Origin of the sequence: Streptomyces sp. NPDC052020 (assembly GCF_040680575.1) — a bacterium.
Lineage (GTDB): Bacteria > Actinomycetota > Actinomycetes > Streptomycetales > Streptomycetaceae > Streptomyces.
Map to the genome: position 1 here is coordinate 292273 of NZ_JBFAWY010000005.1, position 18286 is coordinate 310558.

The 18286-nt window shown below is 69.8% G+C and carries 16 protein-coding genes and 2 pseudogenes; 11 read left to right on the top strand and 7 right to left on the bottom strand.

Annotation, left to right across the window (positions count from 1 at the left end; translation table 11 throughout):
• The first annotated feature begins 2 nt into the window (after positions 1–2).
• The 6 genes from AB0L74_RS07275 to AB0L74_RS07300 are packed head-to-tail and all read left to right on the top strand — an operon-like array spanning position 3 to position 6374.
• Positions 3–1112 (top strand): radical SAM protein, encoded by a 1110-nt coding sequence (locus tag AB0L74_RS07275; protein ID WP_365646663.1) that lies wholly within the window; start codon positions 3–5, stop codon positions 1110–1112.
• A complete protein-coding gene (locus AB0L74_RS07280; protein ID WP_365646666.1) occupies positions 1112–2230 on the top strand; it encodes a hypothetical protein in 1119 nt (372 codons plus the stop codon). The genes AB0L74_RS07275 and AB0L74_RS07280 overlap by 1 nt, the downstream gene beginning before the upstream one ends.
• A gap of 16 nt (positions 2231–2246) precedes the next feature.
• Positions 2247–3038 carry a radical SAM protein gene (locus AB0L74_RS07285; RefSeq protein WP_365646669.1) on the top strand — a complete coding sequence of 264 codons (792 nt, stop codon included), beginning with the start codon at positions 2247–2249 and terminating at the stop codon, positions 3036–3038.
• Positions 3039–3055: 17 nt separating this feature from the next.
• A complete protein-coding gene (locus tag AB0L74_RS07290) occupies positions 3056–4771 on the top strand; it encodes a carbamoyltransferase C-terminal domain-containing protein (protein ID WP_365646672.1) in 1716 nt (571 codons plus the stop codon).
• A gap of 5 nt (positions 4772–4776) precedes the next feature.
• Complete coding sequence (locus AB0L74_RS07295) at positions 4777–5391, top strand: HD domain-containing protein (protein WP_365646675.1); 615 nt, start codon at positions 4777–4779, stop codon at positions 5389–5391.
• Positions 5388–6374 carry a glycosyltransferase gene (locus AB0L74_RS07300; protein ID WP_365646678.1) on the top strand — a complete coding sequence of 329 codons (987 nt, stop codon included), beginning with the start codon at positions 5388–5390 and terminating at the stop codon, positions 6372–6374. The genes AB0L74_RS07295 and AB0L74_RS07300 overlap by 4 nt, the downstream gene beginning before the upstream one ends.
• Before the next feature lie 7 nt (positions 6375–6381).
• Here the strand turns inward: AB0L74_RS07300 and gltX are convergent, their stop codons facing one another.
• The 5 genes from gltX to AB0L74_RS07325 form a co-directional block, all read right to left on the bottom strand.
• Positions 6382–7755, bottom strand: coding sequence for a glutamate--tRNA ligase (gene gltX / locus AB0L74_RS07305; protein WP_365646733.1), 1374 nt, complete (start codon positions 7753–7755; stop codon positions 6382–6384).
• 147 nt (positions 7756–7902) lie between these two features.
• A complete protein-coding gene (locus AB0L74_RS07310; RefSeq protein WP_365646680.1) occupies positions 7903–9036 on the bottom strand; it encodes an endonuclease domain-containing protein in 1134 nt (377 codons plus the stop codon).
• Positions 9037–9983: 947 nt separating this feature from the next.
• Positions 9984–11150, bottom strand: a complete 1167-nt coding sequence (locus AB0L74_RS07315) for a pyridoxal phosphate-dependent aminotransferase (protein ID WP_365646683.1) — start codon at positions 11148–11150, stop codon at positions 9984–9986.
• 13 nt (positions 11151–11163) lie between these two features.
• Positions 11164–12477, bottom strand: a complete 1314-nt coding sequence (locus AB0L74_RS07320; protein ID WP_365646686.1) for a hypothetical protein — start codon at positions 12475–12477, stop codon at positions 11164–11166.
• Positions 12477–13907, bottom strand: coding sequence for an N-6 DNA methylase (locus AB0L74_RS07325; RefSeq protein WP_365646689.1), 1431 nt, complete (start codon positions 13905–13907; stop codon positions 12477–12479). The genes AB0L74_RS07320 and AB0L74_RS07325 overlap by 1 nt, the downstream gene beginning before the upstream one ends.
• Between AB0L74_RS07325 and AB0L74_RS07330 the strand changes: the two genes are divergently transcribed.
• Complete coding sequence (locus tag AB0L74_RS07330) at positions 13891–14010, top strand: hypothetical protein (protein WP_365646736.1); 120 nt, start codon at positions 13891–13893, stop codon at positions 14008–14010. The two genes, AB0L74_RS07325 and AB0L74_RS07330, sit on opposite strands and share 17 nt — an antisense overlap.
• On the opposite strand, the gene AB0L74_RS07335 is transcribed toward AB0L74_RS07330, so the two are convergent.
• Positions 13979–14170 carry a hypothetical protein gene (locus AB0L74_RS07335; protein ID WP_365646692.1) on the bottom strand — a complete coding sequence of 64 codons (192 nt, stop codon included), beginning with the start codon at positions 14168–14170 and terminating at the stop codon, positions 13979–13981. The two genes, AB0L74_RS07330 and AB0L74_RS07335, sit on opposite strands and share 32 nt — an antisense overlap.
• A 261-nt stretch (positions 14171–14431) precedes the next feature.
• Positions 14432–14805: pseudogene (locus tag AB0L74_RS07340) on the bottom strand (aminotransferase class I/II-fold pyridoxal phosphate-dependent enzyme); the annotation flags it as partial.
• A gap of 154 nt (positions 14806–14959) precedes the next feature.
• Between AB0L74_RS07340 and AB0L74_RS07345 the strand changes: the two are divergent.
• From AB0L74_RS07345 to AB0L74_RS07360, 4 genes and pseudogenes are all read left to right on the top strand, one after another.
• Complete coding sequence (locus AB0L74_RS07345) at positions 14960–15253, top strand: hypothetical protein (protein ID WP_365646695.1); 294 nt, start codon at positions 14960–14962, stop codon at positions 15251–15253.
• A 388-nt stretch (positions 15254–15641) separates the two neighbouring features.
• On the top strand, positions 15642–16178 hold the full coding sequence (locus AB0L74_RS07350; protein WP_365646697.1) for a DUF2617 family protein: 537 nt from the start codon (positions 15642–15644) through the stop codon (positions 16176–16178).
• Between the two features lie 132 nt (positions 16179–16310).
• Complete coding sequence (locus tag AB0L74_RS07355; protein ID WP_365646700.1) at positions 16311–17933, top strand: polyamine aminopropyltransferase; 1623 nt, start codon at positions 16311–16313, stop codon at positions 17931–17933.
• Positions 17934–18027: 94 nt separating this feature from the next.
• Positions 18028–18286 (top strand): annotated as a pseudogene (locus tag AB0L74_RS07360) (carbon monoxide dehydrogenase subunit G); the annotation flags it as partial.

Below are 18286 nucleotides of genomic sequence, written 5' to 3' on the forward strand. Positions count from 1 at the left end.
CAATGCCCACCGCAGACCACGACGGCCTGGCCGCCGCCTTCGCCGCCGCAGGCCGCAACCACCCCTACCTGGCCTTCACCCTGAACTCGCTGTGCAACCTGGACTGCGTGTTCTGCAAGCCCCGGTGCATGCCGGACTACGGGCACAAGGACCGGCCCCTGACCGCCTCCGACTACGCGGCCATCGCCACCGAGGCCGGGGCCTGGAAGATCAGGAAGGCGCACTGCTCCGGCGGTGAACCGACCCTCCGAGCCGACATCCTCGACGTCATCGCGGGCCTCGCCGACGGCCTCGGGCCCGACGCCGCGATCGGCATGACCAGCCACGGCAACCTGCGCCGGGGGCTGAGCGTCGAACAGCTCCACGACGCCGGCCTGACCTACCTCAACCTCAGCCTCCACAGCCTCGACCCGGCGCGGTCCGCCGCGATCATGGGCGGCGGCGACCCGCGCACCACCCGGAGCGCCCTCGACGCCGCCCTCTCCCTCGGCCTGCGGGTGAAGATCAACTGCGTTCTTCAGCGCACCTACCTGGACGACGCCTTCGCGGTGGCCGAACTCGCCCGTGACCTGCCCGTCGCCGTCCGCCTGATCGAACTGCAGAACATCGGTCCCGCCCAGGCGCTCTTCGACACCGAGTTCATCACCGAGGCAGAGGTCCGCGGGCGTCTCCACGAGTGGTTCGCGAACGCCGGCGAAGTCCCCCGGGACCAGCTGGGCGTCCGCAGCCCCGGGCAGTACCTCCGCCCGGAGGGCTGGGCGGGATCGATCGGCTTCATCTCCAACTCCAGCTGCGCCACCTGCTCCGACGCCAACCGGATCAAGATCACCCCGACAGGCGTGGCGCGGCCCTGCATCCTGCACAACCGCGACATCCCGCTGAAGCCCCACCTCGCCGACGGCACCCTCGGTGACGCCTTCGCCCACCTCTTCCAGGCCATGCTCGACCGCGACACCAACGACGCCTGGCAGGGCTTCCACTACGTGGACTACGACCTGCGCTGGGACCGGATGGAGCGCCCCGAAGGCGCACCGGTCCTGCCTCTGCTCCCCGTCCTCCCCACGGAAGCGGCCAGCCCCGCCTGTGCCCGCGCCGCCACCGGGGAGCGGTGATGGTCGTGGTCGACGCGCCGCCTCTCTACCAGAGGCTCGGCGCTCTGTACGAACGCGAGCTGGACACTCACGGCGTCGGGGCCGTGATGCTCACCCACAAGTGGCAGCCGGCCGACCTGCTGGCTCCGCACTCCGACATCGACGTACGCGTCCTCCGGCGCCAGGCACCTGCGGACTGGGAAGAGTGGAATCACCGCCTGGCCGCAGCACACGCCGCCGCGGTCGGCCGGGAGGTCTCCCATCGACGTCTCCTGGAGCACCCGCCCGGCTTCGCGTTCACCGTGGCCGAGACGGACGGGAGACTCGTCTCCGCGCCCGAACTCGCGACCTGGTCGCTGATCAGCGGGAGCTCCCGGGACTACCAGCGCTGGAAGTCCCGGGCCCAGATGGCGCCCTGGTGCGGGGTCGATGAGCGGTTCTACCGGGGGATCCTCCGAGCCCGTATGGGCGGTCGATACCAGCTGGCCGCGGACAGCACGGACAACGTGGTCGAGGACATCGCCGCGTACCGGCGCCACTGCGTGGCGTGGCACTACCTCGCCCCGTGCTGGTTCGCCGCCGCCGCGCTCGCGACCCGGACCCGCTGCCCCGGAAAGACGGCGGCGCTCACCCAGTGGAGGCCGGAGGGACTGGACGGATACGCCGAGCTGTTCCTCCGGCACGCGGAGAACCGTTCCGATGTCCGACCACGGAGCCCGCGCCACCTGCTCCGCGCGGCCCATGTCGCCCTGGAGGCGGCCATGCGCCGCGTTCCCGACGGGGACCGCACAGACGACCAGTGCCAGGAGCACGCCCGTACCGACTGGGTAATGACGGCCGGCATGCTCCGTGTGCGCGTCGCCCGCTGGCTGTACTACCTCGATCCACCGCCCGGCGTGACGACCGAGTACCTGATCCGGCGGGAGGCGAAAGAACTCCGCTCTGCCGCGCAAACGCTGACCGCGCTCGCGGCAGACGAGGCGACTGCCGCCCAGCAGCTGGCCGCCCGGATGGCGGCGTTGATCCCCACCGGACCGACCACGGCCGGCACCCTGCGCGCGGCCCTCGCGCGCTGGCACCGGCAGAAGACCGCCGTCCAGGACTTCCTCAGCCTCACGCCCGACGACGTCCACCTCTGACCCAAGGAGTCTCGCCATGACCGCGCGTGCGCCGGTGCCCCGCACCCTGAAGACGGCAAAGGTCAAGATCACCACGAAGTGCAACCGGCACTGCGACTTCTGCATCTTCGCCGACGGCGCCCAGGGCGAGAACATGTCCCTGGAACTGTTCTCCACCATCCTGACCCGGCTGGAGACCATTCCCTTCCAGCAGCTGCACATCAACGGCGGCGAACCCACCGTGCACCGGAGCTTCCCGGCACTCAGCGACGCCGCCCGCACGCGGCTGCCGGACAAGGTCATGGTTCTGGGCACGAACGCCATCACCCTGGCTCGCAACCAGCCGATCATGGACGCGACCCTCCGCTTCTACGACCAGATCCTCATCGGCTGCGACGACGAACACGGGAACTACGACGAGGTGCACGCCGTCGTGCCCCGCCTCCGCGAAGCCGGCAAGACCGTGGTCGTCAACAGTGTCCTGGAAGGCATCAGTCCCACCCGGCTCACGCAGCTCGGGACACTGTGCGAGAAGTACGGCGCCATCCACGTCACCAACCACGTGCACCACGTCGACGTCGGCCAGCCCGCGAACGAGCTGCGCGGCCTCTGCGACCGCTACCTCGACCAGCACCTGATGATCGAGATGGACGGGTCCTGCTACCGCTGCTTCAACGCGATGGCCAAGGTCGACAGCGAGTTCAGCGTCTGGGACGAGGACTTCGCGGCCAAGGTGTTCGCTCCCCGCGGGCACCACTTCCGGTTCTGCCTGCGCTGCCACGAGTACACCGACTCCGGCGCCGCACTCGTCCCCGCCCTCACCGTCTGACCGGGAGGTACACCAGCATGCCTACAGTCCTCGGACTGAACTTCCACCACGACACGGCCGCCGCGTTGGTCCTCGACGGCCGCCTCTACGCGGCCGAAGAGGAGCGCTGGAGCGGCGTCAAGCACAACCACCCCACCCGCAAGGGCACGCTCACCGCGCCGACCCGCGCGCTCCAGTGGTGCCTGGAGGCCGCCGGCATCGAACCGGAGGACGTGGACGCCGTCTGGGTGGCCTCCATGCGTCCCAACCCCGCGGCCGGGTGGTGGCTGTCCGAGGAGCGGGAGGAACTCGCCGCTCTCCTGCCCGCCCCGCTCGGCGAACACCTCCGCCTCCTCTCCCACCACACGGCCCACGTGCTCTCCGGCTACCTGCTCTCCGGGCACGAGCACGCCGCGGGCTTGGTCATCGACGCCGGCGGCTCCTCCCTGGGCGCCGACTTCGGCCCGGGCCGGGAGCGCATCACGGGGTACGACCTGTGGCCCGATCGCATCGACCGCCTCCACCAGGGCATGCCGGCCGTCGTGCCGGGCCCGGTCGGACCCCGGCGCGTCCACTCCTCCCTCGGGCACTTTTACCGGAACCTCGCCCGGCGAGTGATCCCGCCCGGCGATGAGCCCGAGGGCAGCATGATGGCGCTCGCGGCCTTCGGCGATCCGCAGCGCTACGGACCGCACATCCGCGAACTGGTCCAGCTCGGCGACGAGGGCGAGATCCGCATCGATCACCCGTGGGGTGCAGCGGACAGCAGCACACCGCTGCTGCTCGATGGCCGGGCCTGGACCGCCGACAATGTCGCGGAACAGCCGGAGCACAAGCGTGCCGACCTGGCCGCCGCCGTCCAGGAGGTCTTCGCCGAATCGGTCGTCCACATCGCCCGCCACCTGCAACGACTCGCTCGAACCTCAGCGTTGGTGTTCTCGGGCGGATGCGCCCTGAACTCGCACCTCAACGGCCGACTGGCCGCCGAGAGCGGCTTCGACACCCTCTTCGTCGCACCGGCCCCGCACGACGCCGGCACAGCCGTGGGCGCAGCGCTCTACGGCTGGCACTATCAGCTCGGGCAGGAGCGCGTGCCAGTGCCGACCGACGCGGCTTGGGGCCCCGATCCGGGCGCACTGCCGACGGCAACGGTGCCGTCCGGCTACCACGCCTTGCCCCACCTCGGGCCCGGACTGGCACCCACAGTGGCGGCACTGCTCGCCGAGCACCGCATCGTCGGCTGGGTGCAGGGACAGCTCGAATTCGGGCCGCGTGCCCTCGGCCATCGCTCGATCCTCGCCCACCCCGGTCACGCCGCCACACGGGACCGACTCAACGCGATCAAGAAGCGAGCCGCGTACCGCCCGTTCGCGCCAGCCGTCCTCGCCGAGCACGCCACGGAATGGTTCATGTCTGCGGGCGACCCCTTCATGAACCGCGTCGCCACCGTCCGACGGTGCCGAGCCGACCGCATCGCCGCCGTCACCCACCACGACGGCACCGCCCGCGTCCAGTCCGTCGCCGCCAACCACCAGGGCCTGCGCGACCTCCTTGAGCAGTTCCGCGACCTCACCGGACTGCCGCTACTGCTGAACACATCCTTCAACCGCAAAGGCACCCCGATCCTGCGGACCGCTGAGCAAGCAGTGGCAGCCGCGGTGGACCTGCGCCTCGACGCCCTCGCCGTCGGGGACACGCTGTTATTCGCCGACCACGTCCCCGACCCCCGTGCCGCGACCCTTCGTACGAGGTGAGGCGGATGGACCCCATCGATCTCGACCACGTCCTGACCGTGCTCGGTGCCGCCGCGTGGAGCCCGGACGAGCAGTCCCGAGCCCGCGTGGCCGCCGGCCTCGCTCTCACGGTCTACGACGGCCACACCCGCGACCAGGGCACCCCATACCTGGCGCACCCGCTGGCCGTCGTCAGGCTCCTGCGAACGGAGATCAGCGTCCGTCACCCCGAGACCCTCCTCCTCGCCCTCCTCCATGACGCTTTGGAGGTAGCGCCCGAGTCGGAAGCACTGCTCGTCCACCACCTCGGCGGCCCGTTCACCGCCCGCCTGCGTGCCATGACGGCCGACCATCGCCTCGAACAGCGCCCCAAGTCCGTCGGCGACGAGACCCGCTGGCGCGCGAAGCAAGCCGCGCTCCCGCCTGAGGACCTCCTCGTCCGGCTCGCCGACCGCCTGCACAACCTGCGCGACCTCGCCGCGTCCCCGAACTTCGACCGACGCCGACGGTTCCTCCAGACCTTGGGCGATTTCCACATCCCCCTCGCCGACGCCGCCAGCGACCTCGACCCCCATCTGGAGACCATGCACGCGCGCCTGCACGCCGAGTACGTCCACCACATACAGGAGGTACGTCCGTGAAACGGGTCGTCTACTCGATGGAGCCGGTCGGCCGGACCGGCGGCCGGGTCTACCTACGAATGCTCCACGAGGTGACGGCCGACGACGTGGAATGGCGCACCGTCCCGGACCACAAGCGGACCTACCGGGTCCGCCGCTGGCGCAAGCTCCGCCACCTCGCCCGCCTGGCCCCTTCCATACGGGCGCTGCACGGCACCACCGGCACCTTCGTGTGGGACGACCTGAGCCCGCTGCTGTTCACGCCCGAGATGTGCGCCCGCACGGTGTTCCTCCTGCACCACTACGAGCCGCTCCAACATGACTCCGCCCCCATCGAGGCCATGCTCTGGGAGCGGCTGTTCCGCGTTCTGCCGCAGTGCGCCGCCGTCGTGTGCGTCGCCCCGTACTGGGCCGACCAGCTCCGCGCCCGCGGCGTCCGCAACGTACGGGTGATCTACAACGCCTTCGACATGGCCGAGGTCGAGCAGGCACGCGGTTACGACCGGGCCGAGTGCCGTGCCGAGTTCGGCCTGCCACCCGACGTGATCGGCGTGTACGCGGGCAAGGCCGTGCACTGGAAGGGGACCGAGGAGGTCTCGGCGGCTCTGGCCGGCGTTCCCGGACTGCGGGTGATCACCAGCGGCAGCAACACCATCGACCTGGACAGCGCGCACTACGACGTCGAGCGCGAGCGGTACCTGCGTCTGCTGCGCGCCTGTGACGTCGGCGTCTTCCTCCCCCGTATGCGGGAGGGCTGGAGCCGCTGCGCCGCCGAGGCTCTACTCCTCGGTCTGCCCTGCCTCATCCGCCCGGTGGCCGGCCTGGGCGACCTCGCCGCACTGACCGGCCAGCCGGCCCCGGACCTCCGCCGCCTCCCGGTACAGGTCCGGGAGCGCGCGGCGGCACGCCGCACCGAGGCCAAGGCGGCGTACGAGGCCCTGGCCCGGTTCGACCTGAACTACTTCGGCGACGCCTGGGGCAACCTCCTGGCGCAGGTCGCCTGACCAGCGGCTACGCCTGCGCGGCCAGCTTCTTGCCGGCGGCGTCCAAGCGGGCCAGCACGCGGTCCCGGCCGAGCAGCTCCATGGACTCGAACAGCGGGAGTCCGATCGTCCGGCCGGTGACCGCGACCCGGATGGGCGCCTGGACCTTGCCCAGCTTCAGCCCGTGCTTCTCCCCGACGGCGAGCAGGACGGCCTTCAGGTCGTCCGCCTTCCAGTCCGCGACGTCGGCCAGCTCGGCGCGGGCGTCCGACAGGATGTCGCCAGCGCCCGCCTTCATCGCCTTGTTCCACGACGCCTCGTCCTCGACCGGCTCGTCGAGGAACAGGAAGTCCACATAGCCGGTGATCTCGGAAAGCAGCGCCAGCCGGGTCTGGGCCAGGGAAGCCGCCGCCTCGAAGACGCCCTTGTCGAACGCCTCCGGCCGCCACGGTGCGTACGGGGCGACGAGCCACGGTGCGCAGGCGGCGGCGAACTGCTCCGGCGACAGGGCGCGGATGTACTCGCCGTTGAACGCCGTCAGCTTCTTCACGTCGAAGAAGGCCGGAGCGGTGTTCACGTCCTCGATCCGGAAGAGCCGCTCCAGCTCCTCGTACGGCCTGATCTCCCGGTCGTCACCCGGGCCCCAGCCGAGCAGCATGAGGTAGTTCACCATCGCCTCGGGCAGGAACCCCTCGGCGAGGTAGTCCTCCAGCGCCACCTTGTCCCGGCGCTTCGACAGCTTCTGCCGCTTCTCGTTCACGATCACCGGCAGATGCGCCCACACGGGCGGCTCGGCACCGAGCGCCTCCCACAGCAGCTGCTGCTTCGGCGTGTTCGACAGGTGCTCCTCGCCCCGGATGACCTGAGTGATTCCCTCATCCATGTCGTCCACGACGTTGGCGATCAGAAAGACGGGGGACCCGTCGCCACGGGCGATCACGAAGTCCTCGATCGCGCTGTTCGGGAACGCCGGCTCCCCGCGGACCAGGTCGACCACGACGGTCTCCCCCTCGTCCGGCGTCCGGAACCGCAGCGCCCGCCCCTCCTCGAAGGCCAGCCTCCGGTCCCGGCAGAACCCGTCGTACCCGAGGTGCTCCGACCCCGTGCGCTCCTTCAGCTGCTCCCGGGTGCAGTCGCAGTAGTACGCCCGGCCGGCCGCGAAGAGCTGCTGAGCCGCTTCCCGGTGCCGGTCGGCGTTGTGCGACTGGAAGTACGGCCCCTCAAAGGCCGGGTCCTCGCCATGAATGCCGATCGCCGCGAGCGCGCTGATGATGCCCTCGGTCCACTCCGGCTTGTTCCGGGCCGCGTCGGTGTCCTCGATTCGCAGGACGAACCTGCCACCGGACTGTCGCGCCACCGCCCAGTTGTACAGAGCGGACCGTGCACCACCGACATGGAACATGCCGGTCGGGGACGGGGCGAAACGAACGCGAACCGGGACAGTAGACATGCGCTCCAGGGTACCGACGCGGGACCTGTACCCCGGACCACTCGCCCTTTTCCCCACACCGACGTTTTCGGCCTTACTCGCTACCGGATGGGGCCGTCGTTACAGTAGCCCAAGTGCTGCTGCTGGAGGATCACTCAGGTACGACTCCAGCGGCGGATACGGGGGCGCTTGACCGCGGATGCGCTCGTACCACGGAAGTACACCCCCGTTGCATCCCCAGCACAGCAGTCCCCTGATGCATTGGCCGCAGGACTCACCCTTGTCGGGGCAACACTCATGGTCGTGATCAAGATGCAGGCCATCTCCGTGTGCATGCACCACCGGGCAAATCGCGCACTTGTACCCCTGATACTCGAAAAGGAGATGCACGTCCAAGAACGATCGCTTGTGCTTACTGGCTCGGGTCACGATCCCCTGACACAGCTTGCAGTTACCCCGGGGCAGGCCACCTCGCCGGGCATCGGTTCCGAAGTGAGTAAGCGGGAGTTCCTGCTGACACGAAGTACACCAGTAGACGCCTCGGTCTATGAGCTGTCGGCCCACGTCGGGCGGAGTCCTGAGCACAAGGGGGGTGAGCGGTTGACCCCGTCTCTGCATCAGTGCATGCGATCGGCATAATCCTTCCGCATCTTCACGCCCCCTTGCACACTCCGGACCCCGGCACTGGTATTCCCTGCGGACAGGGGCAGGAAGAATGGCGAACGGCACCCTGCGGCGCCGCTGGTCACTGTGTGTCCTGCACAGGCCACCGCTGTACACGGCGTGCTCGCACCCTGTCATCGCCACGCACTTGGCCTCGGGCTTGATCACCCAGTCGTACAGGGGAGTGAGTACCGCCCCCTTCCTGAGCTGCTGATAGTGCGCAGTGCAGAGCCCCCGAGCCTGGTGCGGCCTATCGCAGCCGGTGAACCCGCAGGTTCCACTCATGCCCTTGTTTACCAGCGGACGCAGGTCGTGCCCTCTCCGAATCTGGTCGTAGTGCCCCTTGCAGTAGCCTTTCGCGAGGTGTGGACGCTCGCACCCCTCGAAGTCGCACCCCCTCCAGGCGTTGCGAGTTTGGAGAGGGGCCAGTTGCTTGCCCTGGCGCTTTTGGTTGTAGTGGCTCTGGCAGAGCACCCCGCGGTTTGCCTCCCGGCCGCATCCGGCAAACTCGCACTCCCTGCGCCTACTCATGCTCATGGCGGCGCATGCTATTGGGAGGCACTGACAACGCCCCGGGGGCTCGATGCCCATGCGGTCCCCACGCCGCTGCTGACAGGGTAAACAGGGACGTCTATGGTCTCAGTTTTGGTCTCATTCACCCGAGTCCAGCGGCGTCCGAAAGCTCTACCAGCACCTTTTCTACCGCAGGTCAGGACTGTCCCGTCTCTCTACGGACCCCCATGCGAAGACTTGGAAAGAGTGTTGGGGGTGACCCCTGCCAGGTGACCCGGGGAATTTCAACCCCCCCGGGGGGTCCCACAGAACCGTGCGTAAAGGTCTCCCGTCCTCCTGAAGGCCGCCAGCGTCCGGCCGCCGCGAGAGTGAGCTCTGCTGGGTACGACAGTGCCGAAGCATCCGTGCCGATCCGGTCCCGAGCACGTCTGTCTGTCAGTGCTGCTCCCTAGCGCGCACAGTGAACACTCTTCCAAGGACCACGGCATACGGGGGCATGCTCAGTGAGCGCGACAGGCCGCAGGCGCCAATCCGCCAGCCCGGAACCGACGATTGTGCCGGTCCCCGGCTCGCCGGCGAAGGGCAGCCCGAGCTTCGCGGCGTACCGACGAGCCTGCTCCACGCCGTCGTTGGCATCGACGCGGTAGCGCTTGGGCCTCGACAACCCCGATGGGGACGTCCGGCGCGTAGTCCAGCACATAGCGGGCAACCAGAGGGTCGCCGTAGACGTGCCACTTCGGCGTGGGTGTGGCCGCCCCTCGGTGATGCGGAACTACGGGCGAAACTGATCACTGGTCCATCCGGAATCCGCGAAGGCAGGTATAACCAACGCTCGGCACGCCTCGTCCGCTGTCATCCTTTCCGCAGCTGTCACCACATGGAAAGTAGTGCCGCTGATCGCGGCTGTCCTCACCGTTGGCGAGATCCAACCTTTCCCTGACGTGCAGCGGACGATGTCGCCCCGAGGGCTCACTCAGACCGGAGAACACGCCCTGTGCGCGGTGCGGCCTAAAAGGGGCGTGAGCTCAGGACGCCAGGTGTCGCAGCCGACTGGCAGCCTCGCCGAGAACGTCATCCCTCTTGCAGAAGGTGAAGCGCACCTGGCTGCGGCCGGCGCCGGGGTCGTCGTAGAAGACGGAGTTGGGGATGGCGATGACGCCGCAGCGTTCGGGGAGAGCGCGGCAGAAGGCGTAGGCGTCCTTCCCGCCGAAGGGCGTGATGTCGGTGGTGATGAAGTACGTGCCCTGGGGCTGGTAGACCTCGAACCCGGCCGCCCGCAGGCCGTCGCCGAGCAGGTCGCGCTTGCGGCGGAGGTCGGCGCGGAAGCTGTCGAAGTACGCGTCCGGCAGGCGCAGTGCTTCGGCGATCGCGTACTGGAAGGGCCCCGCACTGACGTAAGTCAGGTACTGCTTGGCCGTCCGTACGGCGGAGACGAGCGGGCCGTCAGCCATGACCCAGCCAACCTTCCAACCGGTGAAGGAGAAGGTCTTGCCGGCGGAGGAGATGGAGACGGTGCGCTCACGCATGCCCGGCAGGGTCGCGATGGGGCGGTGCGTGCCCTCGTAGACCAAATGTTCGTACACCTCGTCGGTGACCACGAGCAGGTCGTGTTCGACGGCGAGTGCGGCGATGGTGCTCTGCTCTTCGGCGGTGAGGACCATTCCGGTCGGGTTGTGGGGGGTGTTGAGGAGCAGGAGACGGGTCTGCGGGGTGATCTTGGACCGCAGCTCGTCCAGGTCAGGGCGGAAAGACGGGGTGCGCAGGGTGAGCGGTACGCGCTTCGCGCCGGCCATGGCAATGCAGGCGGTGTAGGAATCGTAGAAGGGTTCGAAGGCGATCACCTCGTCGCCCGGCTCGAGGAGTGCCAGCATGGCAGCGGCGATGGCCTCGGTGGCGCCGGCGGTGACCAGGACCTCGGTGTCGGGGTCGAAGGAGAGGCCGTAGAAGCGCTGCTGGTGTTCGGAGATCGCGGCGCGCAGTTCCGGGACGCCTGGGCCGGGCGGGTACTGGTTGCCCTTGCCCTTCCGCAGGGCGCGGACGGCGGCCTCGCGGATCTCCTCGGGGCCGTCGGTGTCGGGGAAGCCCTGGCCCAGGTTGATCGCGCCCGTCGCGGACGCCAGCGCCGACATCTCCGCGAAGATTGTCGTCCCGAGTCCGTCCAGCCTGCGGTTCAGCAGCGGCCTGGTGCTCACGTCTCCACCGTCCTCACTCGTGTGCCCGTCGATACTCCGGGGGCCATCCTGACTCATGGCCGGTCCTGCCGACGCGGGGCGCGGGGATCTCGGCGGAGTAAGGGGCGCCGGTGCCCTGCTCTGCCGACTTCGTGGTCGGCTCCCGGAGGATGCCGATCTTTGCCGAGATGTCGCGCAGCAACGCGTTCCGCAGGTCGTGCAGTGTCGCGATCCTGGAGACCAGGAGTTGCGCCGCCTCGTGCAGGGGCCCTGCCGCCGTATGGAATTCGGCGCGTGAGAACCGGTCCGGCCAGGTGATCTCCAAGCGTCTCAGGGCAAGGGCTGAGATCTCCCGGCTGTTCTGGCCTTGTGCCAATCCGGCGATGTCGCCGCTTCGACTTCTCAGCTCGTGCAGAAGCCACCAGCGGTCTTCGTCCTCGGCGGGTCGAATGGCAACGACGCTCCTGAGTGGTGTCGCCGGCCTGTTCAGCACGGCGATGTGTGCGCCGTCGGAACGAGTGCTCAACATGATGGTGCCGGACGGATGCGACTCGTCGGCCTCGGCCGGGCCACTCAGACGGAACCTCGGGACATGAGGGACGGGGAGGTCGTAAAGGTCTCTGGGGGCAACCACATCGGCGGAGGGTTCCACGGGTGGCGGAAGAAGCGAGCGTTCGGAGCCTTTGCCTGTCTTCAGCTTGGCGACCTTCGCGAGCGAGCGTGTTTCCCATGGCCTGCTCGAAAAGGCCCAGTTGTCGTGGAGCGCGTCTGCCAGTGCTACAGCCTTGCGGGCTGTCTCCCGGTAGAGGGAGATCGTCTCCTCGATGAGGCTGAAAGTCCGGTGGTAGGCGCTGATGACATCCGGCGGAGGCAGCGGGAACAGCATCTGCCGGAGGGTGCCGAGGCTGACGGTCGGCTCGACGTGTGCCGTGACGTCCTCGTCGATCCGGGCCTTCGCCGTGGGCGTCTGCAGCCAGATGTGCAGCCATCGCACGATGAGCGGTTCCGCCCGGATGATGCCGATGGACCGAGTAGCCGTCCATCCCGCGTGCTCGGGGGTGACCAGCGCGGACTCGCCCACACGTCGTACGAGTACGACGGCCAGGTCGTCCTCCCTGAGGGTTGCTCGGGAGGGCGGAGATTCGCCTGTCCGGTATTCGTTGACCGGAATCGCGAGGATCCTGCCGTCCCGGACGAATGTCGAACTGACGACTCCCGGGATCTTGTCGGCGTCCTTGTCGTCGACGAAGCCGCAGGTGGTGCGGATTTTTTGGTCCCCCTCGATCTCGATGGAGGTTGTCCGCCAAACCGTCGTGCCGGACTCGACCCGGTCGGCCTCGGCTTCCATCAGATCTCCTCCAAGGCATCCAGCAAACGAAGTTCCAGGTCACGGATCTGGTCAAATTGCTCGGTCAGTTCGAGCTTGAGCTGATCGATTCGGTTCCGTGTGTCCCGTTCGGGACGGGGAGGCTCAACGACGTACGAAGTCGGCATGAGGCTGTACCCGTGGTCGGCGATTTCCTTCACGGAGCAGCTCCGGGACCATCCGACCGTGTCGCTGTACGGCGTCGCTGCCGCACCGTTCCCGGGGAGACCACGCCAGGCCGCGAGCGTGCTCACGATCAGAGCCGTGTTCTTGTCGCCCAGTCTCCGCGCTCTCGACTGCGGAACTTGTTCGAAGGCCCGACGCGCGTTGATGAAGAGGACTTGCCCGCGACGGTCCAAGACGCCCCATCCCGGCCGTGCGCTCTTGTCCTTATTGATCACCCACAGGCAGGCGGGGGCCTGGGAGTGTCCGTACACGCGGCGCGGTAGGGCGATCACGCACTCGACGAGATCGCCCCGCAACAGTCGTTCGCGGAGCCGTTTGGGCATGATCTGTCGGCTTCCGGCCACACGGTCGGCCATCAAGAAGACGGCGCGTCCGGCCGGAGCCAGCGCGTGAGCGATGTGCTGGATCCACGCGGAGTCGGCGGAGCTCCGAGGTGGCGCTTCCTCCGGCCACCGGGGATCGAGAGGGACGGGGGGGCCCGGCCGGCCGCCGTGCTGCTCCATCCCTTCCTCCTGCGCCCAGTCCCGCTGGTTGAGGGAAGGGTTGGCCAGGACGATGTCGTAAGGCTCGGGTTCGGGCTGCGCCAGGCTGTCCCCGGGCGGAAGGATGTCGGCCTTAATTCCCCGCACCGAGAGGTTTATGCGGGCCACCTGTGAAGTGGGGGCGTGCAGTTCCCTTCCCCGCAGAGACATGGTCGGGTTCAGCCCGACACGTTCGCGGACGTAGCGGTGGCTCTCCACCAGAAGCCCGCCTGAACCGCAGGCCGGGTCAAGCACCCTGTGCCCATCGTGGGGGACGGCCGTGCCGACCATCAGACGCGCCATGTCCGCGGGTGTGAAGTAGTTGCTGCCGTCAGCCTGGGCCGACGAGAGGTCCCGCAGGCACTGGTCGAGCAACGGTCCGACCTGCTGGGTGGATCCGATGGCCTGAATGAGCGCGTGCAGGGGTCCTTCGGAACCAGGAGGCGGAACGGGTACGAGACTCACGGCGCCCGCTTCGGCGGCCGGATCCTCGATCGCGGGGAGGTGGTGGACCAGGCACTTGGTCACCGCAGAGCGGAGTCCCAGGCCCCGCCCCGCCGGCTGACTCAGCAGCCACGACCATGTCGGTACACCCGGGTCGGAGGCGACGCGTGAAGCCCGGCTCAGGTAGAGCAGGCCGATAAGGAGCCGAGTCGCGTCGGTGGTGTTCATCACCCGCGAGAGCTGCGTGAGGTGCTGGCGCACCTTCACGAGCATCTCGTCGGGAGAGGAGGGGCACGGGGTCTGTGCGCGTCCTCGTGGGACCTCCGTGCCGCTCACGAGCCCACCACGCCCAATGCAGTCATGACGACAATGAGGAGCGTCAGGGCGCCGGCGAAGGCGAGCGCACCGGTCTTGAGGACGGCAGCCGGGCGCCCTCCCTCAATGCGGGTCACGAAGCTGCCGGCAAGCGCGACGACAAGCGCCGCGAGGACCGCGATGATCACATACATCAGCCTCAGCTGCACGTGGTTCCTTCCTGAGGTCGAGGGGGATCTCCCAGTGGGCGAGTGAGCCGCGTGATCCCCGGCTTCAGGAAGGACAGTAGAAGACGTAAACCGTGCGATGGCTGCTGCACACTGTTTGGGATTTTCTCAAGCGCGCGCCCGAAGATAGCACCCCAGTAGATGAGTGCACGACGTTTGGGTTTTTTGGCAGTGAGTTCGTGAAGGAGAAGCGAGCGAGGCGCGTTCTGAATCTGAATAGGTGGGTCAGCAAGCCTTGACTCAGCCGACCTTCCAGCCTGTGAAGGAGAAGGTCTCGCCCGCCGAGCCGATCGTCACCGTCCGCTCGCGCATCCCGGGGAAGGACGCCAGCGGCAGGTGCTCAGCGTCGTCGAAGACCAGGTGCTCGTAGACCTCGTCGGTCACCACCAGCAGATCGCGTTCCACTGCCAGCCCGGCTGGTTGCCGCGCCCGTCGCGCAGCGCCCGTACCGCCGCCTCCCGCACCTCTTCGGGGCCGTCCGTGTCGGGGAAGCCCTGGCCCAGGTTGATCGCGCCGGTCCGCACGGCCAGCGCGGACATCTCGGCGAAGATCGTCGTCCCGAACTCGGCGAGCCGGCGGTTGAGGAGGGGGCGTGCGCTGGAGGTCATGCCGGCCATCCTGCGCCGAAGCTCTGGAGTTCCTCAACTCTGCTTTGGGGCGCGTCCGGCGAGGGCATCTCCCGGGCACGCACCGAGCGAGGCATCCAACGGGGGCTGCTTCGGGGGGACTTCCGGGGTAACGCCCGGGGGAGAACGGAAGGAGGGTGACGCCATGTTCACCGGCATCATCCTGGCAGTGGTCGTCATCGCCGTGGTGGGGGCGGCGGTCTCGGCCGCCCGCGGTGCCGGCCGGAGCGCGGCGCGCCGCCGGTCGAGCGGAAGCGGCGGCTCCGGCGGCGGTGACACCAGCTGGTGGGTCGTGAGCGGGGGAGCCGTGTCCGGCGACGGCGGGGGCTCGTCCGGGTCGTCCGACAGCGGCTCGTCGGGGGGTCACTCCTGCGGGGGCGGCGGCTCGTCCTGCGGCGGGGGCGGGGGCGGCGGTGGATGCGGCGGCGGGGGCGGCTGACACGGGGCAGCCGAGCTTCGCAGGGGGAACCACCGCTGCCGCCGCGGGGCCGCGCCCGCGGCGGCAGCGGCTTTTACGGCGAACGCCCGCCGGGCACCGCGCCCGGCGGGCGTTCGGGCGCCCGGCGCCCGCTGCCCCGCACAGGTGTACGCCCGGGTTGAACAGTTGCGCTCCGGGGCCCCCTGAGGGATGGAAACACCAGGACGTTGGGTAAAAACGCTGTGGCGGCGCCCCAGTTCATGATTCCCTCTCAGACACCACGCAGCCCCTCGGACTTCCTGCGGACCCTCTTGGCCGGCCGACCGGGCTGACGGGCCCGCATCCCCGGCGCGAACGGGGGTCGCAGGACCCACACCGTCCTCTCCTTGTGTGCTTGCGGAGCCGATCCATGCTCACGACCCTGAAGACCTGCTACACCGATACCCGCGCGTCCGACCTCGCCTGGGCCCTGGGGCGTGAACCGCTCCCCGCGCTTGCCACGCTGGACCTCGAACTGAGCGGCGCCAAAGTGCAGTTGAGACTTCTGGGCGCTTCCCACCAGGTGCTCCTGGAGGAGGAGCGGGGCAGCTGTTCGGAGACGGTCGCCTGCATCCCGGGCAGCAGCACCCCGCTGCCGCTGGGCGTCGCCAAGCGGGTGGGCGACTGGGAGTACGAGTTCGCGGCCCGCGTGGAGAAGCTCTCGCCGGGGTCGTTCACGGGCCGTGCCCAGGAGCTGCTGGCCCTGGTCTCCGACCATCCGCACGGCCTCGCCGGTGTCTTCCCCGGCAGCCCGAACGCCTTCACCGCGCTGCTGGCCCAGCGGTACGAGGGGCATGTGCACTGGCGGACCTGGCACGCCTACCCGCAGGACGGCCAGCTCGTGGCGACCCGGACGCGGGTGGGCGTGTGCGTGCCGGCCAAGCGGCTCAGCCGCTCCGGGGTCTGAACGGCGCGGGCTCCGGCGCCTTTTCGCGCTTTCGCGACGCTGGCACGCGCCGTCCCCCGGGGCCCCCCGGGGCGTCGTTTTCACACCCATGAGTGGCGCAGTGTAGTCGACCAGTGACGTACTGTTATATGTGTGATCGAACCGCACGCGTCCGCCCCACCCGGCTCGCCGCCGCCCCGGGGTGGCCCCGGCGGCACCGGAACACCCCCCGCCCGGCTGCCGGTCGGGCACGGCACCGGGCGGTTCCTGGTCCTCGCGGGTGTCTTCGTCTGCGCGGCCTGCGGCCTGGTCTACGAGCTGGAACTCGTCGCCATGGCCGCCTACTTGGCCGGCGACTCGGTCACCCAGACCTCCGTCGTGCTGTCCGTGATGGTCTTCGCGATGGGCGTCGGCTCGCTCGCCGCCAAGCGGCTGCGCCGGTACGCGGCGGCGGGCTTCGGCGCCATCGAGACCCTCCTCGCCCTCGTCGGCGGATGCAGCGCCATGGCCCTGTACGCCGTCTTCGCCTGGACCGGCGACCGGGGCGGCCTGTGGGCCGACGGCCCCCGCTGCCTCCTGGTCGTCTTCTCGCTCGTCATCGGCCTCCTGATCGGCGCCGAGGTGCCGCTGCTGATGGAGCTGATCCAGCGCATCCGCCGCCAGGACGCGGGCCGCGCGGTGGCCGACCTGTTCGCGGCGGACTACGTGGGCGCCCTGGCCGGAGGGCTCGCCTTCCCCTTCCTGCTGCTGCCCTTCCTCGGCCAGCTCACCGGCGCGCTGCTCACCGGCGCCGTCAACACCGTCGTCGGCGCCGCCCTGGTCCTCGGCCTGTTCCGGCGCGATCTGTCGCGCCGCGCCCGCCGGCTGCTGCGGGCCGCCAACGCCGCCGTGCTGGCCGTGCTCGCCCTGACCGCCGTCTGCGTGGACGACTTCGAGCGGGCCGCCCGGCACGCGGTCTACGGCGCCGGCGTCCGCGTGGCCCGGCAGACCGGTGTGCAGGAGGTGGTGCTGGCCGGCGGCACGGACGGCCGCCCGCTGAGGCTGTTCCTCGACGGCCGGCTGCGGATCAGCGGCCGGGACGAGCGCCGCTACCACGAGGCGCTGGTCCACCCGGCGATGGCCGGCCCGCACCGGCGGGTGCTGATCCTCGGCGGCGGCACCGGCCTGGCCGCCCGCGAGGTGCTGCGGTACCCGGACGTCCGCCGGGTCGACGTCGTCGAACGCGACCCGGAGATCATCCGGCTGGCCCGGCGCGATCCCGCCCTGGCGGCGCTCAACGAGCACGCTTACGAAGACCCGCGGTTGCGCGTGAGCACCGCGGACGTCTTCGACCGGCTGCGCCGGGTGCCGCCGGCCGCCTACGACGTGGTCGTCTCCGACCTGCCCGGACCGGACGGCACGGCCGGCGCCAAGTCGTACTCCCAGGAGTTCTACGGCCTGGCCCGGCGGGCCCTGGCGCCGGGCGGGCGGCTGGTGGTGCACGCCGGGCCCGTCTCCTCGCGGCCCCGGGCGTTCTGGACGGTCGAGTCGACGCTGCGCGCCGCCGGCCTGCGCACCGCCCCCTACCGCGCGGCCGGACCCGGCGACCGGGCCGGCACCCCCCGCGACCGGGGCTTCGTCCTCGCCGCCCGCACATCCCCCGGCCTGCGGCTGGACCCCCGTGCCCCGCGCCCGCTCACCCTCACCCAGGCGACGCTGACCGCGCAGGCCCGGGCCGTCTCCCGCACCCGGGTCACGGGCCTGCCCCCCTCGACGCTGGTGCACCCCCGCTACTGAACGCCGCCACCTGCCCCGTAGCGGGCCCCGGGAGCCGGACCACTTGGCACCGACAGGGGGTGCGTCCGGCCCGGGCTGGGTAGGCTCCGTCGACATGGAGCATGAGGTGTTCGTTCCGGTTCCGGCCGAGCGGCTCAGGGAGGTGCTGGCCGACCCCGGGCGGGTCGCCGACGCGGTTCCCGGCCTCCAGCGGGACGCCGGGGCCGAGCCCGTCGCCGGGCGGCTGCGGATGCGCATCGGCGGCCACACCATCACCTACCGGGGCACGGGAGGCCTGTCCCGGCGGGACGACGGCACGTACGCCGTCGAGGCCGAGGCCACCGAGGCGCGCGGCACCGGCGCGGTCCGGCTCG

What these genes read in the sequence shown, in the direction of transcription:
- AB0L74_RS07280 (WP_365646666.1), top strand. Translation starts at nt 1,112, where the DNA reads ATGGTCGTGGTCGACGCGCCGCCTCTCTACCAGAGGCTCGGCGCTCTG.
- AB0L74_RS07350 (WP_365646697.1), top strand. Translation starts at nt 15,642, where the DNA reads ATGCTCACGACCCTGAAGACCTGCTACACCGATACCCGCGCGTCCGAC.
- gltX (WP_365646733.1), bottom strand. Translation starts at nt 7,755, where the DNA reads ATGTTCCATGTCGGTGGTGCACGGTCCGCTCTGTACAACTGGGCGGTG.
- AB0L74_RS07285 (WP_365646669.1), top strand. Translation starts at nt 2,247, where the DNA reads ATGACCGCGCGTGCGCCGGTGCCCCGCACCCTGAAGACGGCAAAGGTC.
- AB0L74_RS07345 (WP_365646695.1), top strand. Translation starts at nt 14,960, where the DNA reads ATGTTCACCGGCATCATCCTGGCAGTGGTCGTCATCGCCGTGGTGGGG.
- AB0L74_RS07275 (WP_365646663.1), top strand. Translation starts at nt 3, where the DNA reads ATGCCCACCGCAGACCACGACGGCCTGGCCGCCGCCTTCGCCGCCGCA.
- AB0L74_RS07320 (WP_365646686.1), bottom strand. Translation starts at nt 12,477, where the DNA reads ATGGAAGCCGAGGCCGACCGGGTCGAGTCCGGCACGACGGTTTGGCGG.
- AB0L74_RS07310 (WP_365646680.1), bottom strand. Translation starts at nt 9,036, where the DNA reads ATGGGCATCGAGCCCCCGGGGCGTTGTCAGTGCCTCCCAATAGCATGC.
- AB0L74_RS07295 (WP_365646675.1), top strand. Translation starts at nt 4,777, where the DNA reads ATGGACCCCATCGATCTCGACCACGTCCTGACCGTGCTCGGTGCCGCC.
- AB0L74_RS07290 (WP_365646672.1), top strand. Translation starts at nt 3,056, where the DNA reads ATGCCTACAGTCCTCGGACTGAACTTCCACCACGACACGGCCGCCGCG.